The organism is Pseudarthrobacter sp. O4, from assembly GCF_050157025.1.
GTDB lineage: Bacteria > Actinomycetota > Actinomycetes > Actinomycetales > Micrococcaceae > Arthrobacter.
The window spans coordinates 194,760-219,012 of sequence record NZ_CP189591.1; the positions used below are offsets into that span (position 1 = coordinate 194,760).

The window sequence follows — 24,253 nt, forward strand, 5'->3', positions numbered from 1 at the left end:
CTTGGCGCCGGCGACGCCTCCTGACGGGCCCCCGGGCCCCCGGGACCGTGGAACAGAGGGCCCGGGGGTTTCTGCAGGGGCGTCGCCTGTACGCGGTTGTTTACGCGGTTACCGGCACCAGCGCCGCCCGCTCCTTCTTTGACTTGGCGAAGCGGAGATAGAGCGACGGAACAATGAACAGGTTAAGCAGGGTGGATGTGACGAGACCGCCCAGGATGACGACGGCCATGGGGTGCTCGATCTCGTGGCCCGGGACTGTGCCCATGACGACTAGGGGCACCAGGGCCAGTCCGGTGGCCAGCGTGGTCATGAGGATCGGCGAGAGCCGTTCCCCCGCTCCGCGCAGCACGAGGGCTCGGCCGAAGGTGTCGCCCTCATTTTTTTCCAGGTGCTGGCAGTGGTTGATGAGCAGGATGCCGTTACGCGCCGCGATCCCCATGACCGTGAGGAACCCGACGACCGACCCCAAGGACAGGACCCCGCCGGAGATGTACGCGGCAATGACCCCACCGACCAGGGCGATCGGCAGCGTCAACAGCGAGAGTATTGCCAGCCGCCAGCTCCGGAAGGAGGTCTGCAGCAGCAGCAGGATCAGGGCAAGGGCCGCCACCGCGAAGATCATGAGGCGGTTCGTCGCGGCCTCGCGCTCGGTGTACTCACCCAGCAGCTGGACGCTGTAGCCGGGCGGCAGCACCAGCGCGTCCAGCCGATTTTGCAATTGGCCAACCACGACCCCCAGATCGGCGCCCTTGTCGAGGAACGATCCCACTTCAACCCGGCGGGACCCGTTCGTGCGGTCGATCTGGTTCGGCGTCGCCTGCAGTTTGACGGCCGCGACGTCGGCGAGGCGGACTTGCTGGCCGCTGGGGGTGTCGATCGGCAGATCCTCGATGCTGGTCACGCTGGAGCGGGTTGCCGGGGTGCTCCAGACCTGGACGTCATAGGCCCGTCCGTCCCGGAAGACGTCGCCGACCTCTTCCCCGGCGACCAGCGTCGCGGCGGCGCGCCGCACGTCGCCGGGTTTGAGCCCGTATTTTTGTGCCGCGGGAAGATCCACAGTGACGGTAATCTGCGGCACCTCCACCTCGAGGGACACATGGGCGTCATCGGTGCCCTGAATGTCATCGAGGATCGTCTTGACCCTTTGGGCCTGTTCCCGCAGCACGTTGAGATCATCACCGTAGACACGGACCACAATGGGCTCGCTGGCCCCTGTCAGGACTTCCTCGATCCGCTCCTTCAGATAGGTCTGGACGTCGCGGTGAAGGCCCGGGTAGCCGTCCACCACTTCCTGGACCGCGGCCAGTGTCTGGTCATAGTCGGCGTGGCGGTCGATGCTGATCCAGTGCTCGCCGGCATTGACACCCACGATCTCGTCCGCCGCGAACGCCTGCCCGATGTGCGTCCCGCAGTTCAGCACGCCTGGCACCTTGAGGAATTCCTCGCAGCCGCGCTGCGAGATCCGGTACTCCTCCTCCGCCGAGGTTCCCGGCTGCGAGATCCAGTGCATCAGGAAGTCCCGTTCCTTGAACGTGGGGAACAGCGACGAGCCCATCAGGGGGGTGATCGCCAGGCCCACGACGGCGAGGACGCCGAAGCCGGCATAGCCGTAGCGGGGACGGTTCATGATCCGGGACAGCACGGCGTGGTAGCCGCGCTTGAGCACCCTGACCAGCGGCGGGTCCCGCTCCTCAAGCTTCGCATTACCCAGCAGGATCAGAGCCAGGGCCGGCGTGACAGTCAGTGCTACCAGCATGGAGGCGAGGACTGCCAGGGTGTAGGTGATGGCCAGCGGCCGGAAGAAGACGCCGGTCAGTCCGTCCAGGAAGAAGATCGGCACGGCGGCGACCACAATGATCAGGGTCGCGTACACGATCGGACTTCGCATCTCGAGCGAGGCCTTCAGGACCACCGAGGCCGCCGATTCGTCGCTGCCCCGGGCGCGGTGCTGCCTCAGCCGGCGCATGATGTTTTCGACGTCGATGATGGCGTCATCCACCACCACGCCCACAGCGATGACCAGCCCCGCGAGGACCATCGTGTTGATCGAACTGGACGTGAAATAGAGGACCAGCGCGGCAGTGAGCAGCGAGAGCGGAATCGCAATCAGGCTGATCAGGGCCGTGCGCCATTGGAAGAGGAAGGCGCCGAGGATCATGACGACGAGCAGGCAGCCCAGCAGCAGGGCGATGCTGAGGTTGGAGATGGACTCCTCGACAAAGCTTGCCGGGCGGAAGATCGTGGTGTCAAAGCTGATCCCGCTCATCCCCGGCTGGAGCTCGTGCAGGGCTTCCTCAACGCCCTTGGTCACGTCCAGGGTGTTGCCCCAGGGCAGCTTCTCGACGATCAGCATGAGCCCGTGCCCGTTGTTGATGACGGCATCACCAATGAGCGGCTGGTGGTCCTCCACGACCTGGGCGATGTCGCCCAGGTGCAGTGCCACACCGTCCTTTTCCCGGATGGTCACCTGGGCCAGATCCGCAGGCGTCTGGATAGGCTGGACGTGCCGGACACCCATTCTCTGGGTCGGACTGTCGATGAAGCCGCCCGTGCCGATGAACCTTCCCGGCGAGTACTTCAGCAGCCCGGCGTCGAGGGCTCCGGCGGTGACCTCCATGACCTGGTTGAGCGACACGTTTTGGGCCTTGAGCTTGTCCGGCTCCACCTGGACCTGCAGCATCTGAAGCCGTTCGCCCCAGATGGCTACATTGGCCACGCCCGGCACGCGGAGTAGCCGGGCCCGGATGGTCCAGTAGGACAGCATGGACATCTCGATCAGGGACCGGTTGGGCGAGGTCATCCCGATCTTCATGACCCGGCTCGTCGCGGACAGCGGCTGCAGCATCACGGGCGGGGCCGCCCAGGTAGGCAGCGCCGCAGTCACGGCCGCCATCCGCTCTGACACCAGCTGGCGGGCGTCGAGCAGTTCGGTACCCTGATGGAATATCAGCACGATCGAGGACAACTGCGGCACGGACTTCGACCGCAGCTCGTCCAGGCCCGGCATGCCGCCCACCGCCGCCTCGATCGGGACGCTGACCAGCTCTTCGACTTCCTGCGCGGTCAAACCCAGGCAGGCGGTTTGGATTTCCACACGGGGCGGCGCGAATTCGGGGAAGACGTCCACGGACGCGGAGCCCAGCTGCAGGGAACCGAGCAGCATTACCGCGCACGCGAGGGCGACGACGATGGTTCTGAACTTCAGGCTGATGCCTATGAGCCAGCGCATGTCAGCGCGCCGTATCGAATTCGGCGCCGTACAGTTCCTCGGCCCCCGTGGTGACCACAACGGTGCCGGGTGGCGGCCCGTCCGTCAGGAAGGCGACGGCGCCGCTGATGCGTTCGACGGTGACGGCCTGGCGGACGAAGACCCGGGGCTCGGGATTCGTGTAGACCCAGGTCTTGCCCGTGCTGTCGTACAGGATGGCCCAGTAGGGCACGGTCAACTTCTGGGTCTGCGGATCCGTGGCCGTGACGTCGGTCTGGAGCCCGGTCCGTTCGACGGCGTGCTCCGTCAGGGTGATGCGGTGGAGATCCGTTCCCGGGACCTCGGCAAGGACCGCAGGGTCGGCCCCGGACGGGGCCGCTTCCGGCGTCGGGCCGCAGCCCGCAACGCACAGGGCCAGGAAGGCCGCGATGATGAGGGCCATGGTCCTGCTGCCCCGCAAAGATGTCGCGTTCATGATGCATCCTGACTTTCCGGCCGGGCCAGGGGATGATCCTTGACCGCATGGTTCATCGCTGCTTCCGGTCCGAATCGGAGCAACACGGCGGGTACAACGAACAGAATGAAGAGGGTCGAGGTGAGCAGTCCACCCCAGATGATCACCGCGAGCGGCTGAATGATTTCCGTTCCGATAACGCCGCCGAACAGCACGAGCGGCAGCAGCGCCAGTGCCGTCATCACAGCCGAGATCAGGACCGGCCCCACCCGCTCCCTCGCGCCGCGGATTACCCGGGCGGACCCGGAGGCGGTGCTGTCCTCTGCCCGCAGGCTCCGGACATGGCTGACCAGCAGGATGGCACCGCGGGCGGCGATGCCGAGGATGACGGCGAATGCGACAAAGGAAATCAGCGAGTTGACCGCGCCGGTAGCCATGGCAGCCAGCACGCCGCCGGACAGGGCTACGGCCAGGCCCAGGAAGACCGGGGCGGCGAGCCGCCAGCTTCCCAGGGCCGTCTGCAACAGGACCAGGATGCCTGCTGCGGCGATCGCCGCCAGCACCCACAGCCACTGGAAGTTGCTCTGCTGCTGCGCATACTGGGTGAGGATCTCCGCGTGGTAGGCCAGCGGGAACTGAATCTGCTGAAGTTTCATGTCGATTTCCTGCTGGACGTCGCTCAGCGCGCGGCCCTGGATTTCGGCCTTCACATCGATGCGGCGGGACGTGTCGTCGTGCAGGATCACCGCCTCATTCCCGACCATGGTGACCTGGGCGACGTCGCCGAGGCGCACGTGCCCTCCGTTGGGAGTGTCGATGATCAGGTTCCGGACGCTGTCCAGGCTGTTCCGGGTGGACGCCGCACCCTTCACGATCACCGAGAAGACCTTCTGTTGTTCGTAGAGGTTGCCGACTTCGATGCCCTGCAGCAGGGCTGCCGCCGCGCGTCGGATGTCGCCGGGTACGACGCCGGCCTTCTGGGCTAAGGCCAGATCCACCTTGACCTCCGCGATGGGTTGTTCATTGGGTGCATCGACCCGGGGATTCACGACGCCGGCCGTGTGTTCCAGTATCTGCTGCACCTCGCCGGCTTTCTGCCGCAGGGTTGCCATGTCCAGCCCGTAGACCCGGACCGCGAATCCGCTGTCGCCGGCCTCCCGGATCTCGTCGATCTGCTGCTGCGGATAGGTGGATACTTTGCTGGACAGGCCGGGATACCCGTGGACCACCTGCTCGATAGCAGCGGCAGTGTCGCTGTACGAGGCGTCCGGGGCCACCGTGATCCACAGTTCGCCCGAACTGACGTCACCGAGCTGGTCCGAGGTGACTGCGCGTCCCACGTGCCCGCCCACGTTGGCTACACCGGACACAGTTCGGAGTTCGTCGGCGGCCGCCTCAGTAATGCGGCTCATTTCCTGGTCCGAGGTGCCGGCTACCGCGCTCCAGTGCACCACGAGGGTCTTGTCGGCCAGTACCGGCACGATCGGATGGTTGCTGGCCAACTGGGGCACCAGTGCAAGTCCGGCCAGGGCGATCACTGCCGAGGCGGCGAAGACCAAGCGGGTCTTCCCGGTCAAACGCGAGACGAGCCGGCCGTATCCACTTTCCAGCCGCTTGGCGGCGCGGACGTCCCGCCGCGGCGCTGAGCCGCCGGGGAGGACAGATGCCAGCGCCGTGGTAACGGTCAGTCCCACGATCATCGAGACGACCATGGCGAGCAGGTAGGAGAGCACGAGGGGCCCGAACAGCGCACCGTTTTCGCCTGCGACGAAGAGCGCGGGCACGAGGGCCAGCGCCATGATGAGCAGGGAATAGAGAATGGGGGTGCGAACCGCCCGCAGGGCTCCGGTGATCAGGCCTTCCCGTGCTTCCCTCGCCTCCTGGGCCGTGGCCCCGGCGTCGGTAGTCTCCTTGCCTCCGGTTGCGGTGGAGGCCCGGACTGCCCGGGCGGCCCCCGTGAGGTCTTCGGCGACGTCGCCCACGATGACGGCGAAGGCAAGGACCATTCCGGCCAGGACCATGGTGTTCATGCCGGTCCCGCGCACGTAGAGCACCAGAGCGGCCGCGGTCAGCGATACCGGGATGGTGATCAGGCTGATGAGAGCCGCGCGCCAGGACCGGAAGAACGCCCCGAACAGTGCCACGATGAGCAGCAAGGTGATGAGCAGCGCTGCGCCGACCGTGCCGACCTCTTCCTCGATGAAGGACGCCTGCCGGTAGACGGTGGTGTCTACCTTGACCCCCGGCAAACCGGGCTGGAGTGCGCGCAGGGCCTCGTCGACGCCCTTCGTCACGTCCATGGTGTTGGTCTCGGGGAACTTCTCAATGACCAGCAAAAGCTCGGCTTCCTTGCTCAGGAGGGCATCGCCGATCAACGGCTGGTGGTCAGTCTCAACCGTGGCGACATCCTTCAGGAGTAGGTTCCCGGCCGGCCCCTCGATCGGAACCTGACCCAGATCCTGGGGAGTGGTGATCGGCAGGACGTGCTGGACACCGATCCGCTGGTGTCCCGTCTCGAAGAAGCCGCCGGTGCCCGGGGTAGAAGCTTCGAGGTAGCTCAGCGGGGAGACCCAGACCGAATTTCCGGTGGTCTTGATGACCTGGTCAAGCGTCACACCTTTGGCCTGGAGCTGTCCCGGATCAACCAGGACCTGCAGTTGCTGGTCGCGCTGGCCCCAAATGGCGACGTTCGCAACGCCGGGCACCGCCAGGAGCCCGGGCTTCATGGTCCATCGTGCCAGGACGGACATGTCGATGGCCGACATGTCTTTCGAGGTGAGCCTGATCATCATCACCCGGCTGGTCGATGACAGCGGTTGCATGAGCACCGGTGCCGCCGAAACATTCGGCAGCGCGCGCGCCTGGGTCAGGCGCTCCGCGACAAGCTGGCGGGCCCGGAAAAGATCGGTTCCCGGCTTGAAGACCATTTGGATCGAGGAAAGACCCGGGACGGACTTGGAGCGGATGGCCTCCACCCAGGCAACGCCGTTCAGCAGATCGGCCTCCATCGGGGAGGTGATCAGCTGTTCGACTTCAGCGGCGGACAGCCCCAGTGCCTCAGTCTGGATCTCGACCTGGGGCGGAGCGAATTCCGGGAACGCATCCACCGGCATGTTGGGCAGGCTAGTGAGTCCAAAGCCCAGGACCCCGACCGCCAGGGCCAGCACCAATAGCCTGAACTGCAGGACCCAATGGAGTGCCGCGCTCATCATGGCCGGTACCCCGCCGGCGCCGGAGCCGCAGCCGATACGGGGATGCCATTGTGGCGCCGTCGGTGTCGTCGGTGGCGGGGCCCTTCGGGGTTGCCGGCCGCCTCCGGGGTACTGTGGCGAGGATGTGCCTGGGAATTATTTTCCGGAAAATGAACGGGCCTGCTGAATTCCTGTGCTGCTGAGTAGCTATCCACGGCGCGGCTCCTTGGTTGCCTTAGCGCCCCCCAGCCGTCAAGGGCAATAATGATCTCCGAGGACACGCGCGTCAATCCTTCGCCGGGCACTTCTTTCCGCCGCTGCCGGAGGGGAAGAACATGACGTCAAGTACATGTCCTCAAGAGCCCTCTGGTTTGCCTGGCTATCAGTTCGGCCGGGAGTGACGCATGAACCCGCACAGTCCCTTCGTTTCCGGCTACTGGTACGGCTCTGACGCGCGGCTCCACCCCCCCATCCTCCCCGGCCGCGCGCGCTGCGGTGCGCTGCAGTCGGGGTCCATCGCTCTTGACGGCCTGGCCGGCAGGGCTCAGGATGGCGGGGTCCAGGTTGCCCGGGCATTGACTCCCGCGGCTGGAAGCCGATGATGCACATCAGCACCCTTTGGAGAAGGAGACGTTCGATGTCTATCGCCGATGTTGAGCGAATTGATGACCAGGGAATGGCGGCATGGGACAGCCATGATGCGGCCGGGTTCGTCGCCCTACTGGCAGACGTTTTTACGTTTTCTGATATATCACTACCGGAGCCAATGAATTCACCTGACCAGGTAAAGGCATATATGGAGACGTGGTTTACGGCATTCCCGGACATGCGCGTCACCACGACCAACCGGGTCCTCAGCGAGAGCCAGGTTGCAGCCGAAGTGGCGTTCACAGGAATCCACACCGGGCCGCTGGCGATGGGGGGCCAGCAGATCCCGGCGACCGGACGGGCGATTACCGGAACCGGTACCTATTTCGCCTCGATCAGGGACGGAAAGATCATCTCGTTCAGGGCGCACCCTGATGCCGCGAACCTGATGGGGCAACTGGGACTGCTCCCCGGAACATGAGCGCACTGCAGCCGCGAAGGCTGGTGGCGAAGCAGGATCCGGGCGGGCCGGAATTCCGGCGCCAGCCGTCAGCGGGCACCACAAACGTCTTCGCTGGCGCGGCTTCCTGATCCGTCCTGCTCCAGCTCAGCGGGTCGTACAGGCGGGAGAGATGTGGGCATACCGGCATGCCAATGAAGCGATATCCGACCGGCAGTACTGTGTCGGCTGAGAGAGGGGAGATCTGATGATCGCTGTTCGTTTCTTGGTGCGGTCCCAGGCTGGCATGGCGGAAGAGATCATGGCCGCGCTGAAAGATGTGGTCCCGCCCAGCCGCGCTCTGGCCGGTGTCATCAGCTTCGACATCGGCCGCGACGTGACCGATCCTGACGTGTTCATCGCGACTGAGGTGTTCGAGGACCGCGAAGCGCTCGACCGCCAGGAGTCGCTTCCCGAAGTCGTGAGGGCGCTCGGGGTCCTTGAGCAGGCCATCAACGGGGAACCCGAAGCAACGATCTTCCGCATCTCATCCACGGAGCCATACGGGGACTGAGCAACGCCACGTCCCGACCGGTTCCGGCCCCTTCAACAATGGGCCAAGAACATTTGAACTGTTCAACCGCCCGGGACACCTGCTCCATATGAAGACATCCCGCCTGCAGAAGCGCAAAGTCTTACAAATACTCCGAGTCACAGGTTCAAATAGCCGTTGCCCTGGTCCATACGTCGTTGGTGATCTCGCAATGCCTTGGCCACATCGGGATTCCGATGCTCCATGGCGTCCGCGCGCCTCTCCAAGTTGCGGAAGAACGCTGTCAAAACTCCAAGCCCGCACAGTGCCGCAGCGACAATGCCGATGAAACCAATATCCATGGCCACGACCTCTTCCGAGTAGCTGGCTACAGCAAAATTGTAGTCCCGCGGGCACGGACCGGAGCCTCGCTTTCGTTGCAGGCTGCCGCGCGCAGCATCGCGTCTGTGCAGGGTACCGGACCACTTGGGGGCTTCTTTGGGACTGCCTTCTCCGACCGGCGGTTTCCGGTATCAGCCATCCTGACATTCCCCGGGATGGCCGGCCCGCGCCAGCCCTCTCCTTTCACCCGTGCAGATATTCCGTCGGCCGAGCATGGCAGGCATTGGGGGACCGGCGTGGTGCCGTCGGAAACTTCAAGGAGTTTGCCCGGCCTATTGCCCACGATCGGGCAGGCTCCTAGCATTGGGCTATTCGGGGCGCGACCCGAAGCCCCGCCCGGCCTGCAAAGGGGGTCCGCTATGAAACAACGATCAAAACGAATTGCACTCACCGCCACTGTGCTTGGCATATTGCTGCTCCCCTTGAGTGCTGCGCCGGCGACGGCCGCACCGACAGGCTGCTGGGCGAATGATGGCGTCTGGTTCCCCTACGCCACTGCTTACTGTTCCGGCGGGACGGGCTCCTACCAAGCCTGGGCCGTGTGCAAGCAGAATTTCTGGCCGTACAACCGTGCGTTCGTCGAGAGCGACTGGATGCGCGCCGGGAGTCAGCAGACGGCATGGGTTTGGTGCCAACCCGGCTTTACAGTGGTGAACTACGGCGTGGGGCTCAGAAGCTGAAACGGCAAGGTGCCAGTACAAGCTACCCAAAACCGTTATTTACATAATCTCGGCAATCGGCTCGTCATCCTGCACGCCTTTCCGGGTGCCCGCCGGCCTGATCATTGTTCATGTCAGCAGGGCATGGCGGCTGACCGCCAACGAGACGGCACTGCTAATTTGCCCAGCGCTTGGAGCCAGGCCGACTTGTGCGACGACGCATCCAATATCTGGCCCCCAGATACCCGGAGTAGCTTATGGGCCGATTCTTGGAGTCGTTTTGTGAAAGGGGCCGCATCGGGCTCGGGTTGATCGGCGGCGTGCTCCACCGAGCCGTTCACGAGAGGCTTCCCAAATATGCTCCCTAGTGGGTATCCGGTTAGCTCAGGTAGACTGCGTAAATGTCGAGACCGGACTTTCCGAAGACGATTCTGGAGTTCCAGGCGAGATTCGGCGACGAGCAGGCTTGCCTGGGCTATCTGTTTGAGTGCCGCTGGCCGGATGGCTATTCGTGTCCCCGGTGCAAGGGGAAGTCCGCCTGGCCCGTGGCGGCGCGGGGGCTGTGGGAATGCGCCGCATGGGGTGGCTTGTGAAAAAGTGAAATATCCGACGCTAAGGGTTTTGCGGATCGTCGTTGTGGCCTGTATTTGCCGGGTTTGATGTGGTGGGCGCGCGGCCAGGTGTAGTCGCCGGTGAGGTTGATGTGTTCCCAGCCCAGGGGCGAGGAACCGCAGGAGGTCCCGGTCCGTGGCACCGCCATCGCTGTTCAGGGTTGTGATGGTCCGGTCGGGGTAGACCGTGTTCCAGGGCACGATGGCTGCGGTGAGGAGGGTTCAGCCCGCTGGCCCGGCGCTAGGGGTGGTGGATTCTAGCGCTCGTCGCAACACTCGGTAGCCCAGTAGTGAACTTTGCACCCCCATCTTAGTGGGCGGGGTGTCCTGGCCGTCAGGCCGGTGTGATCGCGCCGAGACCGGCGAGGTATTCCTCGGCGTCGAAACCCGGGATTAGCGCGGATTGGACGATGAAGCCCTGGCACACCCCCAGCATCACCGCAGCGTACTTCCCCGCGCGGGTCGAAGCCTCCGCGGGAGTGAGGCCGCGGGACTGGGTGTACCAGGTGATGAGGTAACCGGCGAAGAGTTCCTTGAGTCCGGTGACCGTTCCGGCCGCGATACGGCCCAAGGCCGGATCGGTCATTGCCTCTGCCCAGACCTGAAGGAGAAGACCGCGCTCGACGATGTCCTCCCCGATACCCTGCAGGAATGCCTTGAGGACCTCGCGGGGTTCGGGCAACGGATCGGAGGTACGGACCGCATCGATCTCACCCAGCAGGTGGTCCAGTATTTCGCGGACTGACACCTCGATGAGTTCGTCCTTGCTCTTGAAGTGCCCGTAGATGGCACCGGCCGACAGCCCGGACTCGACAATGATGTCCGCCATCGCGGTCCCTTGGAAACCCTTGCGGCCAAAGCACCGCAACGCAGCCCCCGCGATCTCCAGACGGCGGGCCTGGCGGTAGGCATCTGTCACTCTCGGCATGCGGCCACCTCAAAAAGAATGCTTGTTCTTTGACAGGATCCCCTGCAGTCACTCACTATAGAGAATAATCATTCTTTTTACTAGTCGGGAGACACCCATGTCCGTCGTTCCCGCGGCTGCGCCGCACACTAAATGGTCGCGTGTCGTATTGATCGCCATAGCGGCTGCGTCCATTGTCGGGGTGGTCCTGCTCGCCTTCACGTGGGCAGGCATCACGTCCTCGGCGAAGAACATCCCCTTGGCCGTCACCGGTCCGGACGCGCAGGTCCAGGCACTTGAAAAGGCGTTGGAAGATAAGGCCGCCGGAACCTTCACGATCACCACGGTGGCGACCAGGGATGCGGCCACGGCCCTCATCCGTTCCAGGGATGCCTACGGTGCGGTGGTGCTGGGGCAGGCCCCCGAGGTGCTCACCGCCTCCGCGAACGGCACCGTGGTGAGCCAGGTCCTCACCGGTGTCGCCCAGCAGCTCCAGCTCCAGATCAACCAGGCCGCCCCGGCGGCGGCAGTGGCACCAAAAGTCGCCGTGACCGACGTCGTGCCGCTGGCCGCGTCCGATGCGAAGGGAACCGGCCTGGCGCTGGCGGGCTTCCCGATGGCCTTCGGCGGGATGATCGGCGGCATCCTCGTCTCGCTCGTGGTAGTGGGTAACCGGCGCCGGTTGGGCGCCCTGGCGCTGTACTCGATCTTGGCCGGCGGCATCATTGTGCTGGTGATGCAGGGGCTCTACGGCGTACTGCAGGGCAACGTCGCGCTCAACGGGCTGGGCGCCGCGCTGGCGCTGCTCGGGACCAGCTCGCTCATTGTCGGCCTCAACGCCCTGATCGGCACGGCCGGCATCCCGGTTGGTGCCGTGACCACGATGCTGATCGCCAACCCGATCTCTGCCGCAACCACACCCATGCAGTTCCTGCCCGACCCTTGGGGCACGATAGGCCAATGGTTCGTCCCCGGCGCCTCCACCACTTTGCTACGGGACTTGTCCTATTTTCCGGACGCCAACGCGTTGTTTCCCTGGTTGGTTCTGGCCGGATGGACCAGCGCCGGGGTTGTGTTTGCCATGATCGGGCACTTCCGCAACCAGGAGGTCGTCCACGTCGAGGGCTCCCTCGACCCCGAGTCCGTGCCGGCCGCGGCAACAACACGGTCCTAGCTGATAGGCGGGCGCGGACGGCGCATGGGCAGACCGGAGCGGCAGAGCGATAAGTTGAGGGGGGCAACCCATGAAGGTGACGGTCAGTGGAGGGAGTGGCGGCGTCATCGTCCCAGTCGTGCTCCAGCGTTTGAGGCTGGGCATAAGGTGCCGGCAATGCTCGGCGTGACCTCTATCCCGCCCCGCTCAGGCGATCAAGGATTGTCCTCGGTACGGCCTTGTCTCCAGCCCGCAGCTTGCTCAGAAAATGACGCTCGACGGCACTGCGAAGGGGGCCCTATGCTGTCGCCTGCATCTGACATCACAACCTCCATCCCGGGCCTGGACTCTCGGCGTGTGATGTACAACCAGACCGGAGCGAGTGTTATCCGTCATGCGCAGTCATGCTGGTACTGGGCATCCGTGTGTCGGTATCGGAGACCCTTGGTGCACGAAGACCTCGCAGGTCATGCCCACGCGACGAACTCGCCTTCCAGGTATTAAAACGATCGTTGACGAGACACTGTTCACCTGCCTTTCGGATCCGCGGAATCACGGACAGCGTTTTGTAATGCTTGACGTGTACTCGCCTACGTAACGTACTGCCCCGTTGGTGATACGTTTTTGGCATGCGAATCGGATACGGCAGGGTCTCGACCCAGGAGCAGCATCCTGAGGCCCAGCATGATGCGCTGGCCGTGGCCGGCTGTGAGCAGATCTTCATCGACACCGCCTCTGGAAAACTGGCCCGCAGGCCGGAGCTCGACAAAGCCCTGCTCTCCGCGAACCGGGCCGGTGATCAGCTTGTCGTCACCAAACTCGACCGGCTCGGCCGGTCGTTGGAAAACCTCATCGAACTCTCCAACACCCTGCAGGGGCGCGGCGTGGATTTGGTGGTTCTTGACCAGGGCATCGACACGTCCACCTCCATTGGGCGGATGTTCTTCCAGATCCTGGGATCAATCGCTGAATTCGAGCACGCCCTGATGTCCGAACGGACCCGGGACGGGCTGGCCGCGGCCCGTGCACGGGGCAGGACCGGCGGCCAGAAACCAAAACTCGGTCCCCGGCAGGTCAAGCTTGCCCGCGAAATGTATGACGAGAAGCGTCCCGACGGGAAACGTGCCCATACCGTCGAGCACATCGCCCAGGAATTCGGCGTCACCCGGCCCACCATCTACCGGCACCTGACGAAATCATGAACGCCGGCACCTGACGAAATCATGAACGCCGGCACCTGTCGCAGCCCATCGGCGGCGCGGCGGTTTAGCAGATAGGGATCTCTGACGTGGCTCTACGGTCTTTGCTCACCGCCGCCGAGCGTGGCCAGATCCTGGCAATACCCACCGACTCAGAGGAGCTCGCGGCCCGCTACACGCTCAGTGATGCTGATATGTCCTTGATCCGGCAGCGTCGCGGGGAATCGAACAGGCTGGGTTTCGCCGTTCAGCTCTGCCTTCTGCGATACCCAGGAATGGTGCTGACCGACGATGCGACGCCGCCGACGGAGATGGTTTCATGGCTGGCATCGCATCTTGCCGTGTCATCTGAAGCCTGGGGCGAGTACGGTTCCCGGGAAGAAACGCGCCAGGAACATGGGCGGGAGATCCGTACCTACCTGGGCATGTCTGCGTTCGGAATCACGGACTTCCGCGGACTCGTCGATCATGTCAGCGAGGTTGCCGCGCAAACAGACAAAGGCCTGGTCCTGGTCGAAAGCGCGAGAGACTTCCTGCAAACCAGGAAAGTCGCCTTGCCTGGAGTCGGGATTCTTGAGAGGGCATGTGCACAGGCCCTGACCAGGGCAAACCGGAGAATCTACTCCACGCTGGGCGACCACCTCATGACAGAGCATCGGAAAGCCCTAGACGGGTTGCTTCTCCGTCGTCCCGACAGTTCACTGACTGAAATCGGCTGGCTGCGTCAGGCGCCGCTGCGCGCCAACGCGCGGGCGATGCGTGAGCACATCGACCGTCTGACGGCCTGGCGCGGGCTCGGGCTTCCGTGGCCTGCGGCCCGGCTGGTTCACCGGAACAGGCTGCTAAAGCTTGCCCGCGAAGGGGCATCCATGACCGCCGCCGATCTGGCCAGGTTTGAGCCCAACCGCCGGCACGCAACACTGTTCGCGATGGCTGTGGAAAGCATGGCAACCGTCACCGACGAAATCATCGATCTCCACGACCGGATCATTGGCCGGCTTATCCGGACCGCCCAGAACAAACAGAACAAGAACACTCTGGCATCCCGCTCCACCGTCGCGGCCATGATGCGTCTTCATTCGAAACTGGGCGATACCCTCCTTGATGCCAAGGAAAACGGTGAGGATCCGTTCGCTGCTATCGAATCGGCCATCGGCTGGGAATCCTTGGCCGATAGCACCGCCCAGGCCAAAGAACTGTCCCGGCCGGCCTTCGATGATCACCTCACGCTCGTCAGCGCCCAATTCGGCACGCTGCGCAGATACACACCGGCGTTCCTTGCCGTCCTTGACCTCCACGCGGCCCCCGCGGCGCAGGACCTGCTGGCCGCCATCAACGTCATCCGTGCCCTGAACAACACTGGCATCAGGAAGATCCCGGAGACTGCACCCACGTCGTTCATCCGACCCCGCTGGAAGCCGCTGGTCTTCACCGACAACGGTCTGGACCGGGGCTTCTACGAATTCTGCGCCCTCACGGAGCTCAAGAACGCGCTTCGTTCCGGGGACATGTGGGTCATCGGATCACGCCAGTTCCGTGATTTCGATGACTACCTTCTCGCCGGCGTCGACTACACCGGGATGAAGAACACCGGAACCTTGCCTCTGATCACCTCCGATGGCAGCTCCCGTTACCTCAACGACAGGCTTGCCCTGCTCCAGGAACGCCTGCAACAAGTCAACGAGCTTGCCTCCCGGGATGAACTGCCCGGGGTGCTGATCACGGAGAAGGGTGTGAGAATCACGCCCTTGGAGACCATCGTGCCCAAGCACGCACAACCACTAGTCGACCAGGCAAGCGCCATGTTCCCGCGGATCCGGATCACCGATCTGCTGATGGAAGTAGATGCATGGACCGGATTTACCCGCCACTTCACCAGCATCAAATCCGGCCAGCCCTCCAAGGATAAACAGCTGCTCCTCACAACCATCCTGGCGGACGGGATCAACCTGGGACTGACGAAAATGGCCGAAGCGTGCACCGGCGTCACCTATGCTCAGCTGGACCGTCACCAGGCCTCCTACATCCGCGATGAAACATACGGCGCGGCCCTGGCGGAACTCGTGAACACCCAGCACGATCACCCTTTTGCCGCGCACTGGGGAGACGGGACAACCTCTTCTTCTGACGGGCAAAGGTTCCGCGCCGGGAGCAAAGCCGAATCCACCGGGCACGTGAACCCCAAGTACGGTAACGAGCCCGGAAGGCTTGTCTACACGCACGTCTCGGACCAGTACTCGCCCTTCCACAGCAAACTCATCAATGTCGGTGACCGCGACGCGACCTACGTCCTGGACGGACTGCTCTACCACGAGTCCGAACTGCAGATCCAGGAGCACTACACCGACACCGCCGGATTCACCGACCATCTCTTCGCCCTCATGAACCTGCTCGGCTACCGGTTCGCACCACGGATCCGCAATATCGGCGACACCCGCCTCTACACACCCACCAATGACCCGGAGTGTTCGACCTTGACGCCCCTGATCGGCGGAACCATCAACACCAAAACAATCGCCCTGCACTGGGACGAGATCCTCCGACTCGCCGCGTCGATCAAAACGGGCACGGCGACAGCTTCCCTGATGATGCGCAAACTCGGCGCCTACCCCCGCCAGAACGGGCTAGCCATCGCGCTGCGGGAACTGGGAAGAATGGAACGAACCCTCTTCCTTCTGGACTGGCTCCAAAATCCTGACCTGCGCCGCAAAGTCACCGCCGGCCTCAACAAGGGCGAGGCCCGTAACACCCTGGCCCGGGCGGTGTTCTTCAACCGACTCGGCGAGATCCGCGACCGCTCCTTCGAGCAACAGCGCTACCGGGCCAGCGGGCTGAATCTCCTCACGGCAACCATCGTGCTCTGGAACACGGTCTACCTCGACCGGACCATCACAACCCTGGACAGCGATGGCGGTGCCACGGACCCGGACCTCTTGCGGTTCCTCTCGCCCCTGGGCTGGGAACACATCAACCTCACCGGGGACTACACCTGGCCGCGCGCCCACCACATCAAACCCGGCAAATACAGGCCACTACGACGCCCGACAAAACCTTAGCGTCGGATATTTCACTTTTTCACAAGCCACCCCCGCATGCCGTTACCAGGTTTCGCTGACAGCCGGTACCGTGCTCCACAAGACCCACACTGCACTGCATTTGTGGTTCTGGGCGGCCTACCTGATGACGACGGGAACTCCGGGGATCTCGGCCAGGCAGCTGCAGCGCCAGCTCGGACTCAGCCGCTACGAGACGGCCTGGACCATGCTCCACAAACTGCGCCGCGCCATGGTCAACCCCGAACGCACCCTGCTGACCGGCGAGGTAGAGGTGGACGAATGCGAAGTCGGCGGCCCGGAGGTGGGCCGGCGCGGCGGCAGAAATCTCACGGCCCGGGCCGCGCAGATAGTCGTGGCGGTGGAGGTGCGTGGTCAGGGCTCCGGACGCGTCCGGATGAATGATCCCCAACGCGTCCGGCGACACCTTGGGCACTTTCGTGACAGACACTGTGGCTCCCGGCGCCATCGTGCACACCGACGGCTGGATGGGGTACGTCCCGTTGAGGAACAAAGGCTACGACCACCGCCCGCGATCCCAGCGGGCCGCCAAAAGAGCCGGCGACCCCGACCCTGTCCTTCCCCGCGTGCACCGCGCCATCAGCAACTTCAAGACATGGCTGCGGGGAACCCACCGCTCCGTGGGCAATGAACACCTGCAGGTGTACCTCGACGAGTTCACGTTCCGCTACAACCGGCGCAGCACACCCATGGCGGCCTTCCAATCCCTGCTCGGTCTCGGCGCGCAGCAGGCGCCAGCCACCTATCGCCAAATCGTCGCCCACGGTCCGGGATCGAACAGCACAACCTGAGCTAACCGGATACCCACTTGCTCCCTTATGGTAAATAACGGCATAGTGCACAGGAGTGCTTTTCACCTGCGCGACGAAACCGGTCCCAGCCTCCTGATCGAAGGGCGGCGAACACCATTGGATATTCTCCACTCGCTCAAAGCCGGGCTGGGGGTAATGACAACGTTCGTCCCCCAGCTTCTGATCGTCCTGGCCGTTCGGCTGCCGGCCGCGAAGGCGGACTCCAGGGCTCGGACCCAGCTGCTGCACAGAGTGGGCCTTGACCGTCCGATGAGGCGCGGCGGCATCAACAAAGCAATCGACAAATCCTCACCGATGGCGAGTGCCACCAGTTCCAAAATCCTCTATTACACGCAAGTCCTAGTCCTAGTCCTGTCAGTGCCGCGGTTCGTCCCCCGCGTCTTCGGCCCAAACCGGTCAGCCTGCCGCTGGCCGCGATCATCGCGTTTCTGCCAAGGATCGTCGAGTCCGTGATGACCCCGATATGCGGTTCCCCCGGTGTCCGTCCTCCCCCTGGGCGGTTCGCACCGCTACGAACTCACAAAACACCGGTCAGCATCAAAGGCGGTCTGCCCGGTACCGGTCAGGTAGTCCATCACAGGCTCCCGATCGGACGCACGATTCCAACATTCAAAGGATCCAAGGAGTCACAATGCTCACCAAGGAACAAATTGACCGTCTGCTCAGCCACGGCGGAAGTATCCTTTCGCAGGACGGCGAAAAGATCGGATCCATTGGCCAGGCCTTCGTGGACAACGAGAACGAACAGCCCAGCTGGGTGACCGTCAGGACCGGACTGTTCGGAATGTCCGAATCCTTCGTGCCCCTTGAAGGCGCTCGGACAGAGGGCAATGACATCGTCGTCCCTTACAGCAAAGACCAAGTCAAGGACGCCCCCCGGATCGATTCCGATCGGCCCCTGGAGCCGGCAGAGGAAGACCGGCTCTACCAGCACTACCAGCTCGGAAGCGGACGCACCTACACCGAAGCCACCAAAGGTAACGCCGGCGTCACCGACGCCACCGGCACGGACCGCTCCCCAACGGACACCGCCGGCACCGCCGGCGCCGCCGGCGCCGCCGGGTACGACACCTCAGGGCGCACCACCGACGACACCACGACCCGCGCCGAGGAACGCCCGAATGTGGGTGCTGAACAGCAAGCCACCGGCGCCGCCGGGTACGGCACCTCAGGGCGCACCACCGACGACACCATGGCCCGCTCCGGCGAGCGGGATGCCACCGGCGCCGCCGGTGGCGACTCCTCAGGGCGGACCACGGACGACGCCATGACCCGTTCCGGGGAGCGGGACGCCGCCGGCACCGCTGGGTACGACACCTCAGCGCGCACCACCGACGACACCATGGCCCGCTCCGGCGAGCGGGATGCCACCAGCGCCGCCAGCGCCGCCGGCGCCGCCGGCGCCGCCGGGTACGACTCCTCAAGGCGCACCACGGACGACACCATGGCCCGCGCCGGGGAGCCGGACGCCGGCGCCGCCGGATACGATACCTCCGGGCGCACCACGGACGACACCATGGCCCGCGCCGGGGAGCCGGACGCCGGCGCCGCCGGATACGATACCTCCGGGCGCACCACCGACGACACCACGACCCGCGCCGAGGAGCGGGACGCCACCGGGTATGACACCTCAGCGCGGACCACGGACGACGCCGAGACCCGTTCCGGGGAGCGGGACGCCGGCGCCGCCGGGTATGACACCTCAGCGCGGACCACGGACGACGCCGAGACCCGTTCCGGGGAGCGGGACGCCGCCGGCACCCCTGGGTACGACACCTCCGGGCGCACCACAGACGACACCATGGCCCGCACCGGGGAACGCCCGAACGTGGGCGCTGAACAGCAAGCCACTGGCGCCACCGGCGCCGCCGGGTACGACACCTCCGGGCGCACCACCGACGACACCATGGCCCGCGCCGGGGAACGCCCGAACGTGGGTGCCGAACAGCAAGCCACTGGCCGGGCACGCCTGCGCAAATACGTCACCACGGAAACCATCACCAAGACGGTGCCGGTGCAGCGGGAAGAAGTCCGGATCGAGCGAGAGCCGATCACGGAAGAAAACCGCGGCGAGGCATTGAGCGGCCCGGACAGCGACGACGAGCACGAGGTCACCCTCCACGAGGAACGACTCATAGTCCACAAGGAGACCGTCCCGGTCGAACGGGTCCGCATCGGCACGGAAACAGTCACCGATGAGGTCACCGTCGATGAGGAAATCCGCAAGGAACATATCGACACCGACGGCCCCGACGAGAGCCGCGGCTAACCCGTAGAACCCACAATGCCGGGGTAAGGGCCAGCCGCCCTTACCCCGGCATTTTGTTTCCCTGGCCCCGGCAACGAGTACGAGAAATGACAGACAGGTGGTCATCGTCCGGCAGGGGAGTCACTCGGTAAGACATGGTGCCGACACAGGTTTGGGGACAGCACGCTTGACCAGAGGGTCCTGCTAGTTCAAGGGGCAAAGTCGGCGGAGATCAACGGATGCCGCGGAACTTCACGGCGCTGCACAGGGCGATGATGCTGACGAAGGACAATACCGCCAGATAGTAGCCCGGGGCCATGGCGCTGCCGGTAGTGGCGATCAGGAAAGACGCAACCATAGGAGTAAATCCGCCAAACACTGCCACTGCAGTGTTGTAGCTGAAAGACAAACCGGTCGCCCTGGACCGCGCCGGGAAGATGTCCGACATAACGGAGGGCAGTGCGCCGTAATAGATGGCCTTGAGGAATCCCAGAATGACCATGACGGAAGCCAGAACCAGGAACGACCGGCCTGCGATGAGCCAGATGAATAGCGGAATGACGCTGAGACCGATTATGGCGGCGGCGGGGATCATGATTTTCATGCGTCCGTATTTATCGGCGAGGTGGCCGACGATCGGGGTTCCGAAAGTCAAGATAATGCCTGTTAGGACGAGCGATGCAAAGGATGCCGACGTTCCAATGCCTAATTGCTTGATCCCGAATGTCGGCATGTACTGCATCACGAAGTTCAGCGACGTGGAGATGACCAGGGCGCCACCGGCGACGAGAATGCCTACTTTTTGGGTCAGGAAAACGTCTCGCACGGGCGAGACCTTGTCCACCTCAGGGTCCCGGCTGGAGGGAACTTCGTTGACGTGTTTGCGGATGAAATATCCGGCCGGCCCCACCAGCAGCCCGAAGATGAACGGGAGCCGCCATCCCCACCCGGTCATTTGATCGTGTGACAAGACGGTGGTCAGTATGGTGACAAACAAGGCGGCGAGCAGCATGCCCAGGCCTTGGCTGGCAAATTGAAAGCTGCCCAAGAATGCGCGGCGTTTGGTATTCTGGGCGATGAGGAACGTCGTCGCGGCACCGAATTCCCCGCCTGCGGAAAACCCCTGGATAAGACGTCCCACTATGATCCCGACCGGGGCGAGAATGCCGATTGTGTCAAAGCCCGGCATGAATGCGATCAACGCCGTCCCAATGACCATGAGCCGAATGGTGAGCATGAGCCCGGTCTTCATGCCTTTCCTGTCGGCATATGATCCGAGGATCAGCCCGCCCAAGGGTCGGACAAGATATGAAACTCCGAAGACTGCAAAAGCTTGGATAATCTCAACGGCCGGGTTGGCTGCGGGGAAGAAGTTGTGGCCGATGTAGATGGCCAGCAGCGCATAAATGGTCATGTCGTACCATTCCAGCGCATTGCCGATGGTCGCCGCGACGATGCCGCGAGCTGCCGAGCTTTTCTTCGTTCCGGCGTTGCGCTGGGGGTCTGTTGCTTGCCGAGTGGCTGCAATTGTCCCTGTTGAGGCATTGTTCGGGTGCGGTGAGGTGCTCATGATCGCTCCAATGGGGGCAAGGCGTTAGACGCTGGTGAGTGGTGCTTGTGCCGCAAATGGCGTGGTGTTGTGTTGTCCGAGGTCGTGGAAAAGCCCACAGGCAATCTGGAGTCCCTGCTCGGCGACCGCTGAAAGCATGTGTTCGTTCGGGGCATGCTGCAGGCAGCCAGGGTAGGAATGGGGTATCCACAGCGTGGGCAATCCCAAGATTTTCTCAAAGACGTGATTTGGCAGTGAGCCCCCAATGTTGGGTAGCACGACAGGGGAGGTTCCGGTAGTTTCCTGAATGGACGCCCGGGCCCAGTCGACCCAAGGATTATCCGGATCCAGGCGGCTGGCTGGAAACGTCGTTGTGACCTTCACCTTGACCATCGAAAAGCCGTTTTGGTCCAGATGTGATTGAAGCACGGCCTCAAGCCCGTCGACATCGGTGCCGACGACGTAGCGGAGCTGCAAAACGGCCTTTGCGGACCCCGGGATGGCGTTTACCGGTTTGGAGGGATCGGCCGCGCCAAGGGCAAGAACCTCCAATGTGTTCCATCCGTAGAGCTTTTCTGCAGGGCTGAGTGTTGTGTCGCCCCAGTTCCCGTCGATTTGCGGGTCATCCTTGGCTTTGCCAACAGGGATGCCGGCCAACACACTGCGAACGGACTCGGGAAGTTCATTCGGCAGCAGTTCCGGAATGAGGATCCGGCCATGTCCGTCAACGAAGAGGCCGATTGCGGCGGCCACTGTTGTGGCAGGGTTGCGCAGCAGTCCACCCCAATTGCCCGAATGATAGCTGTCTGGCCGCAGGTCGGCCGTTAGCTCGAAGGTAATACCGCCGCGCGCGCCCAGAAAAATTGTGGGGGTTGTGGCATTCAACCGCGGTCCGTCGGATGCGATGAAAACGTTGGCTGCCAGTTCCCGCTGGTGGGTGACGGCAAATTCGGCCAACGCGGGGGAGCCGATTTCCTCGCCGCACTCAAACAGGAACTTTATGTTGAAGCCCAAGTGCCCTTGTTCTTCCAGCAGTAGCCGCAGGGCCGACATGTTGACCCAGTGCTGGCCTTTGTTGTCGGCTGCCCCCCTGCCATACCACCGCTCGCCGTCGTCGTCCAAAACCCACGGGCTTCGTCCGTCCGCCCACTGGCCTTCGTGTCCGTCCACCACGTCGGCATGTCCATAGCAGAGGACAGTGGGAAGGCCTTCGCCTTCGAAACGGGTTCCAATCAGGAACGAGTTTGGGCTGTCGTTCCATGCCTCATGGAGTTCCACGGTGAACCCCAGGTTCGATAGTTCAGCAGTGATTACTTCATCCAGATATGACTTCAGTGCAATCCGGCCAGTAGGAGAGGTGCTCTCCGTGCGGTAGGCCACCGTGCGCTTGAGATCTTGAAAGAGTGCGCCGGATGTTGCGTAGCCGTTGGCGCTTTGCAGTAATTTGCTTCGTAGTTCCATGTTTTAGTCCTTGGGTAAGCCGTGAGTGAAGTTGACTCTATTGGTGTCCTGGGTCACAAGCCAGTATCGTTTTGTCGACAACCATTGAGAAAAACGCAAGCAGTCGAAGCAACGCCAAGGATTCCCATGAGAATGTTGCCCACCGGAATGATCTACTTCCATGAAGTTGCACGCACCGGTTCGATCACCGAGGCGGCCGTCGCCCAGCATGTATCAGCGTCCGCCATAAGCCGCCAAATAACGCAGTTGGAAAGCGGGATAGGCGTGGCCTTGTTCGAACGCCATCCCCGGGGGATGACGCTCACTGACGCGGGCCTGCTGTTGTTGTCCCACGCCCGGCGCAGCGCAGCTGAAGCGGATGCCCTGGTAACGGAGCTTCGGGACCTTCATTCACGGTCGAACCGCGTGGTCAAGGTTGTGAGCACCGAGGGGCTGGCTCGATGCCGTGTTCCCGAAGCCATTGCGAAGTTCAGCGCTATGCATGCCGACGTGGTGTTTGATCTTGACGTTGTCTCCTCCGCCGAGGCGAGTAGAAGGGTTGTCGAAGGCACTGCAGATGTCGGCGTTGTCTATGCGCTGGGGATGCAGCGTGACGTGACTGTTGAATTCAGCACCGCGTCGCCCGCGCATGCGGTCTTGGGGGCCGGCAGCCACCTTGCCGATCGCCGATTCATTGGGGTCCGCGAGCTGTGCGGTTTTCCCCTGGCGTTGCCGCCTAAAGGCGTTGGTCAGAGGGAATTCTTTGACATTGCCGCCCAGATGGAAAATGTCCGGCCGTCCATTCGGCTCGTGACAGTCCATGTCAGTCCAGCCCTGGAGTTTGTGCGGGCGGGCGCCGGGGCAACCTTGTTGAGCCATTTGGCGGTCCATGCCGACACCGAGGTGGGGTTGGCGTTTATTCCCGTGGATCATCCATTGTTCCAGCAACGCCAAGCGCAGATTCAAACGATGATTGGTCGGCGGAGGTCATCGGCCGTTGCGGCATTTATTGATGTCCTCCGCGACTCGCTCTCGGAACCGTGACCCCCGCCCGCGATCAGCCTGCGTCGGGCTTTTCCGTCCCCAGTGAGAGCCAGTTTTCGCGGCTGGCCAGTGCCGCGCCGTCGGCGTCTCCCATGCCGGCGAGCCGGATGATCTCCGCATGCACTGTCACTGAGTGCCGCCCGGAACGCGAGCCGAACCGCTGACGTTCCACGCGGCGCAGCAGGGGAAGGGCCTGCTCAAGGACGTCCGGGATCATTTCATTGCCGCACGCGCCGATGAAGACTGAGTGAAAGTCGTCGTCGGCAGCCAGGGCGAGCTCGACGTTGTCGTCCCCCAGGGCAGTCTCAAACCTGCTGTTGGCCTCGGCCATGGCGGCTAGCTGATGGCCCGTCACCGAGGGCACGGCGAGCCGGGCCGCCAGTTCATGCATGGCCGCCACCACTTGCTGGGCGCTGATGGTCGATGCCGGGTCCACGGGTGTCACGATGGTGGCCCGTCCGGGCTGGGCAATAATCAGTCCCGCCCGCTCCAGCCGCAGCAGGGCCTCGCGGATGGGGGTCCGGCTCACGCCAAGCCACGCCTCGAGCTCCGGGTCCTTCAGACGCTCCCCGGGCCCAAAGGTGCCGTCGACTATTGCGTCCCGAATGGATTCGTATACGTCGTCGCGCAGCAGGGAGCGCTTGTGGATGCCATCGGGGGCAGGTGTGGGCATGCAACTGATCGTATCCCGCCGGGAGGTCCAGTTCGGAAGGCTTGACACCACGCGTCAATGGCATGCAATA

General features: G+C 63.5%; 16 protein-coding genes and 3 pseudogenes. 10 read left to right on the plus strand and 9 right to left on the minus strand.

Annotated elements, in window-relative coordinates:
• Nucleotides 1-100 precede the first annotated feature (100 nt).
• From ACQCSU_RS00895 to ACQCSU_RS00905, 3 genes are read right to left on the minus strand one after another with little or no spacing between them, the layout of a single operon-like run.
• A complete protein-coding gene (locus tag ACQCSU_RS00895; RefSeq protein ID WP_426977726.1) occupies nucleotides 101-3,229 on the minus strand; it encodes an efflux RND transporter permease subunit in 3,129 nt (1,042 codons plus the stop codon).
• A gap of 1 nt (nucleotide 3,230) precedes the next feature.
• Nucleotides 3,231-3,683: a hypothetical protein gene (locus tag ACQCSU_RS00900; RefSeq protein WP_426977728.1), complete on the minus strand. Its 453-nt coding sequence runs from the start codon at nucleotides 3,681-3,683 to the stop codon at nucleotides 3,231-3,233.
• Nucleotides 3,680-6,874, minus strand: coding sequence for an efflux RND transporter permease subunit (locus tag ACQCSU_RS00905; RefSeq protein ID WP_426977729.1), 3,195 nt, complete (start codon nucleotides 6,872-6,874; stop codon nucleotides 3,680-3,682). Before ACQCSU_RS00905 ends, ACQCSU_RS00900 begins: the two co-directional genes overlap by 4 nt.
• 616 nt (nucleotides 6,875-7,490) lie before the next feature.
• Between ACQCSU_RS00905 and ACQCSU_RS00910 the strand changes: the two genes are divergently transcribed.
• Both ACQCSU_RS00910 and ACQCSU_RS00915 read left to right on the plus strand, forming a co-directional pair.
• Complete coding sequence (locus ACQCSU_RS00910; RefSeq protein ID WP_426977731.1) at nucleotides 7,491-7,922, plus strand: ester cyclase; 432 nt, start codon at nucleotides 7,491-7,493, stop codon at nucleotides 7,920-7,922.
• A 226-nt stretch (nucleotides 7,923-8,148) separates the two neighbouring features.
• Entirely contained in the window at nucleotides 8,149-8,454 is a 306-nt protein-coding gene (locus ACQCSU_RS00915) for a putative quinol monooxygenase (RefSeq protein ID WP_426977733.1), read from the plus strand.
• 137 nt (nucleotides 8,455-8,591) lie between these two features.
• Here the strand turns inward: ACQCSU_RS00915 and ACQCSU_RS00920 are convergent, their stop codons facing one another.
• Nucleotides 8,592-8,774, minus strand: a complete 183-nt coding sequence (locus ACQCSU_RS00920; protein WP_426977735.1) for a hypothetical protein — start codon at nucleotides 8,772-8,774, stop codon at nucleotides 8,592-8,594.
• A 399-nt stretch (nucleotides 8,775-9,173) separates the two neighbouring features.
• Between ACQCSU_RS00920 and ACQCSU_RS00925 the strand changes: the two genes are divergently transcribed.
• Nucleotides 9,174-9,494 carry a hypothetical protein gene (locus tag ACQCSU_RS00925; protein ID WP_426977736.1) on the plus strand — a complete coding sequence of 107 codons (321 nt, stop codon included), beginning with the start codon at nucleotides 9,174-9,176 and terminating at the stop codon, nucleotides 9,492-9,494.
• Between the two features lie 380 nt (nucleotides 9,495-9,874).
• A pseudogene (locus tag ACQCSU_RS00930) lies at nucleotides 9,875-10,051 on the plus strand (transposase); the annotation flags it as partial.
• A gap of 53 nt (nucleotides 10,052-10,104) precedes the next feature.
• Here the strand turns inward: ACQCSU_RS00930 and ACQCSU_RS00935 are convergent.
• Together ACQCSU_RS00935 and ACQCSU_RS00940 are read right to left on the minus strand one after the other, a co-directional pair.
• Nucleotides 10,105-10,322, minus strand: a pseudogene (locus ACQCSU_RS00935) (Tn3 family transposase); the annotation flags it as partial.
• Between the two features lie 96 nt (nucleotides 10,323-10,418).
• Nucleotides 10,419-11,012 carry a TetR/AcrR family transcriptional regulator gene (locus ACQCSU_RS00940; RefSeq protein ID WP_426977738.1) on the minus strand — a complete coding sequence of 198 codons (594 nt, stop codon included), beginning with the start codon at nucleotides 11,010-11,012 and terminating at the stop codon, nucleotides 10,419-10,421.
• 97 nt (nucleotides 11,013-11,109) lie between these two features.
• Between ACQCSU_RS00940 and ACQCSU_RS00945 the strand changes: the two genes are divergently transcribed.
• The 5 genes and pseudogenes from ACQCSU_RS00945 to ACQCSU_RS00965 all read left to right on the plus strand — a co-directional run bounded on the left by ACQCSU_RS00945 (nucleotide 11,110) and on the right by ACQCSU_RS00965 (nucleotide 19,498).
• Entirely contained in the window at nucleotides 11,110-12,165 is a 1,056-nt protein-coding gene (locus ACQCSU_RS00945; protein ID WP_426977739.1) for a hypothetical protein, read from the plus strand.
• Between the two features lie 608 nt (nucleotides 12,166-12,773).
• Complete coding sequence (locus ACQCSU_RS00950; RefSeq protein ID WP_426977741.1) at nucleotides 12,774-13,346, plus strand: recombinase family protein; 573 nt, start codon at nucleotides 12,774-12,776, stop codon at nucleotides 13,344-13,346.
• Between the two features lie 86 nt (nucleotides 13,347-13,432).
• Nucleotides 13,433-16,399 carry a Tn3 family transposase gene (locus tag ACQCSU_RS00955; protein WP_426977746.1) on the plus strand — a complete coding sequence of 989 codons (2,967 nt, stop codon included), beginning with the start codon at nucleotides 13,433-13,435 and terminating at the stop codon, nucleotides 16,397-16,399.
• 34 nt (nucleotides 16,400-16,433) lie between these two features.
• Nucleotides 16,434-17,208 (plus strand): annotated as a pseudogene (locus tag ACQCSU_RS00960) (IS1595 family transposase); the annotation flags it as partial.
• Between the two features lie 652 nt (nucleotides 17,209-17,860).
• Nucleotides 17,861-19,498, plus strand: a complete 1,638-nt coding sequence (locus ACQCSU_RS00965; protein WP_426977748.1) for a DUF2382 domain-containing protein — start codon at nucleotides 17,861-17,863, stop codon at nucleotides 19,496-19,498.
• A gap of 211 nt (nucleotides 19,499-19,709) precedes the next feature.
• Here ACQCSU_RS00965 and ACQCSU_RS00970 read toward each other — a convergent pair whose 3' ends face one another.
• Nucleotides 19,710-21,047 (minus strand): MFS transporter, encoded by a 1,338-nt coding sequence (locus ACQCSU_RS00970; protein WP_426977749.1) that lies wholly within the window; start codon nucleotides 21,045-21,047, stop codon nucleotides 19,710-19,712.
• A gap of 24 nt (nucleotides 21,048-21,071) precedes the next feature.
• Nucleotides 21,072-22,487, minus strand: coding sequence for a M20 family metallopeptidase (locus ACQCSU_RS00975; RefSeq protein ID WP_426977750.1), 1,416 nt, complete (start codon nucleotides 22,485-22,487; stop codon nucleotides 21,072-21,074).
• Nucleotides 22,488-22,619: 132 nt separating this feature from the next.
• Between ACQCSU_RS00975 and ACQCSU_RS00980 the strand changes: the two genes are divergently transcribed.
• On the plus strand, nucleotides 22,620-23,510 hold the full coding sequence (locus ACQCSU_RS00980; RefSeq protein WP_426977752.1) for a LysR family transcriptional regulator: 891 nt from the start codon (nucleotides 22,620-22,622) through the stop codon (nucleotides 23,508-23,510).
• Nucleotides 23,511-23,523: 13 nt separating this feature from the next.
• On the opposite strand, the gene ACQCSU_RS00985 is transcribed toward ACQCSU_RS00980, so the two are convergent.
• Complete coding sequence (locus tag ACQCSU_RS00985) at nucleotides 23,524-24,183, minus strand: GntR family transcriptional regulator (protein WP_426977754.1); 660 nt, start codon at nucleotides 24,181-24,183, stop codon at nucleotides 23,524-23,526.
• Between the last annotated feature and the right edge of the window lie 70 nt (nucleotides 24,184-24,253).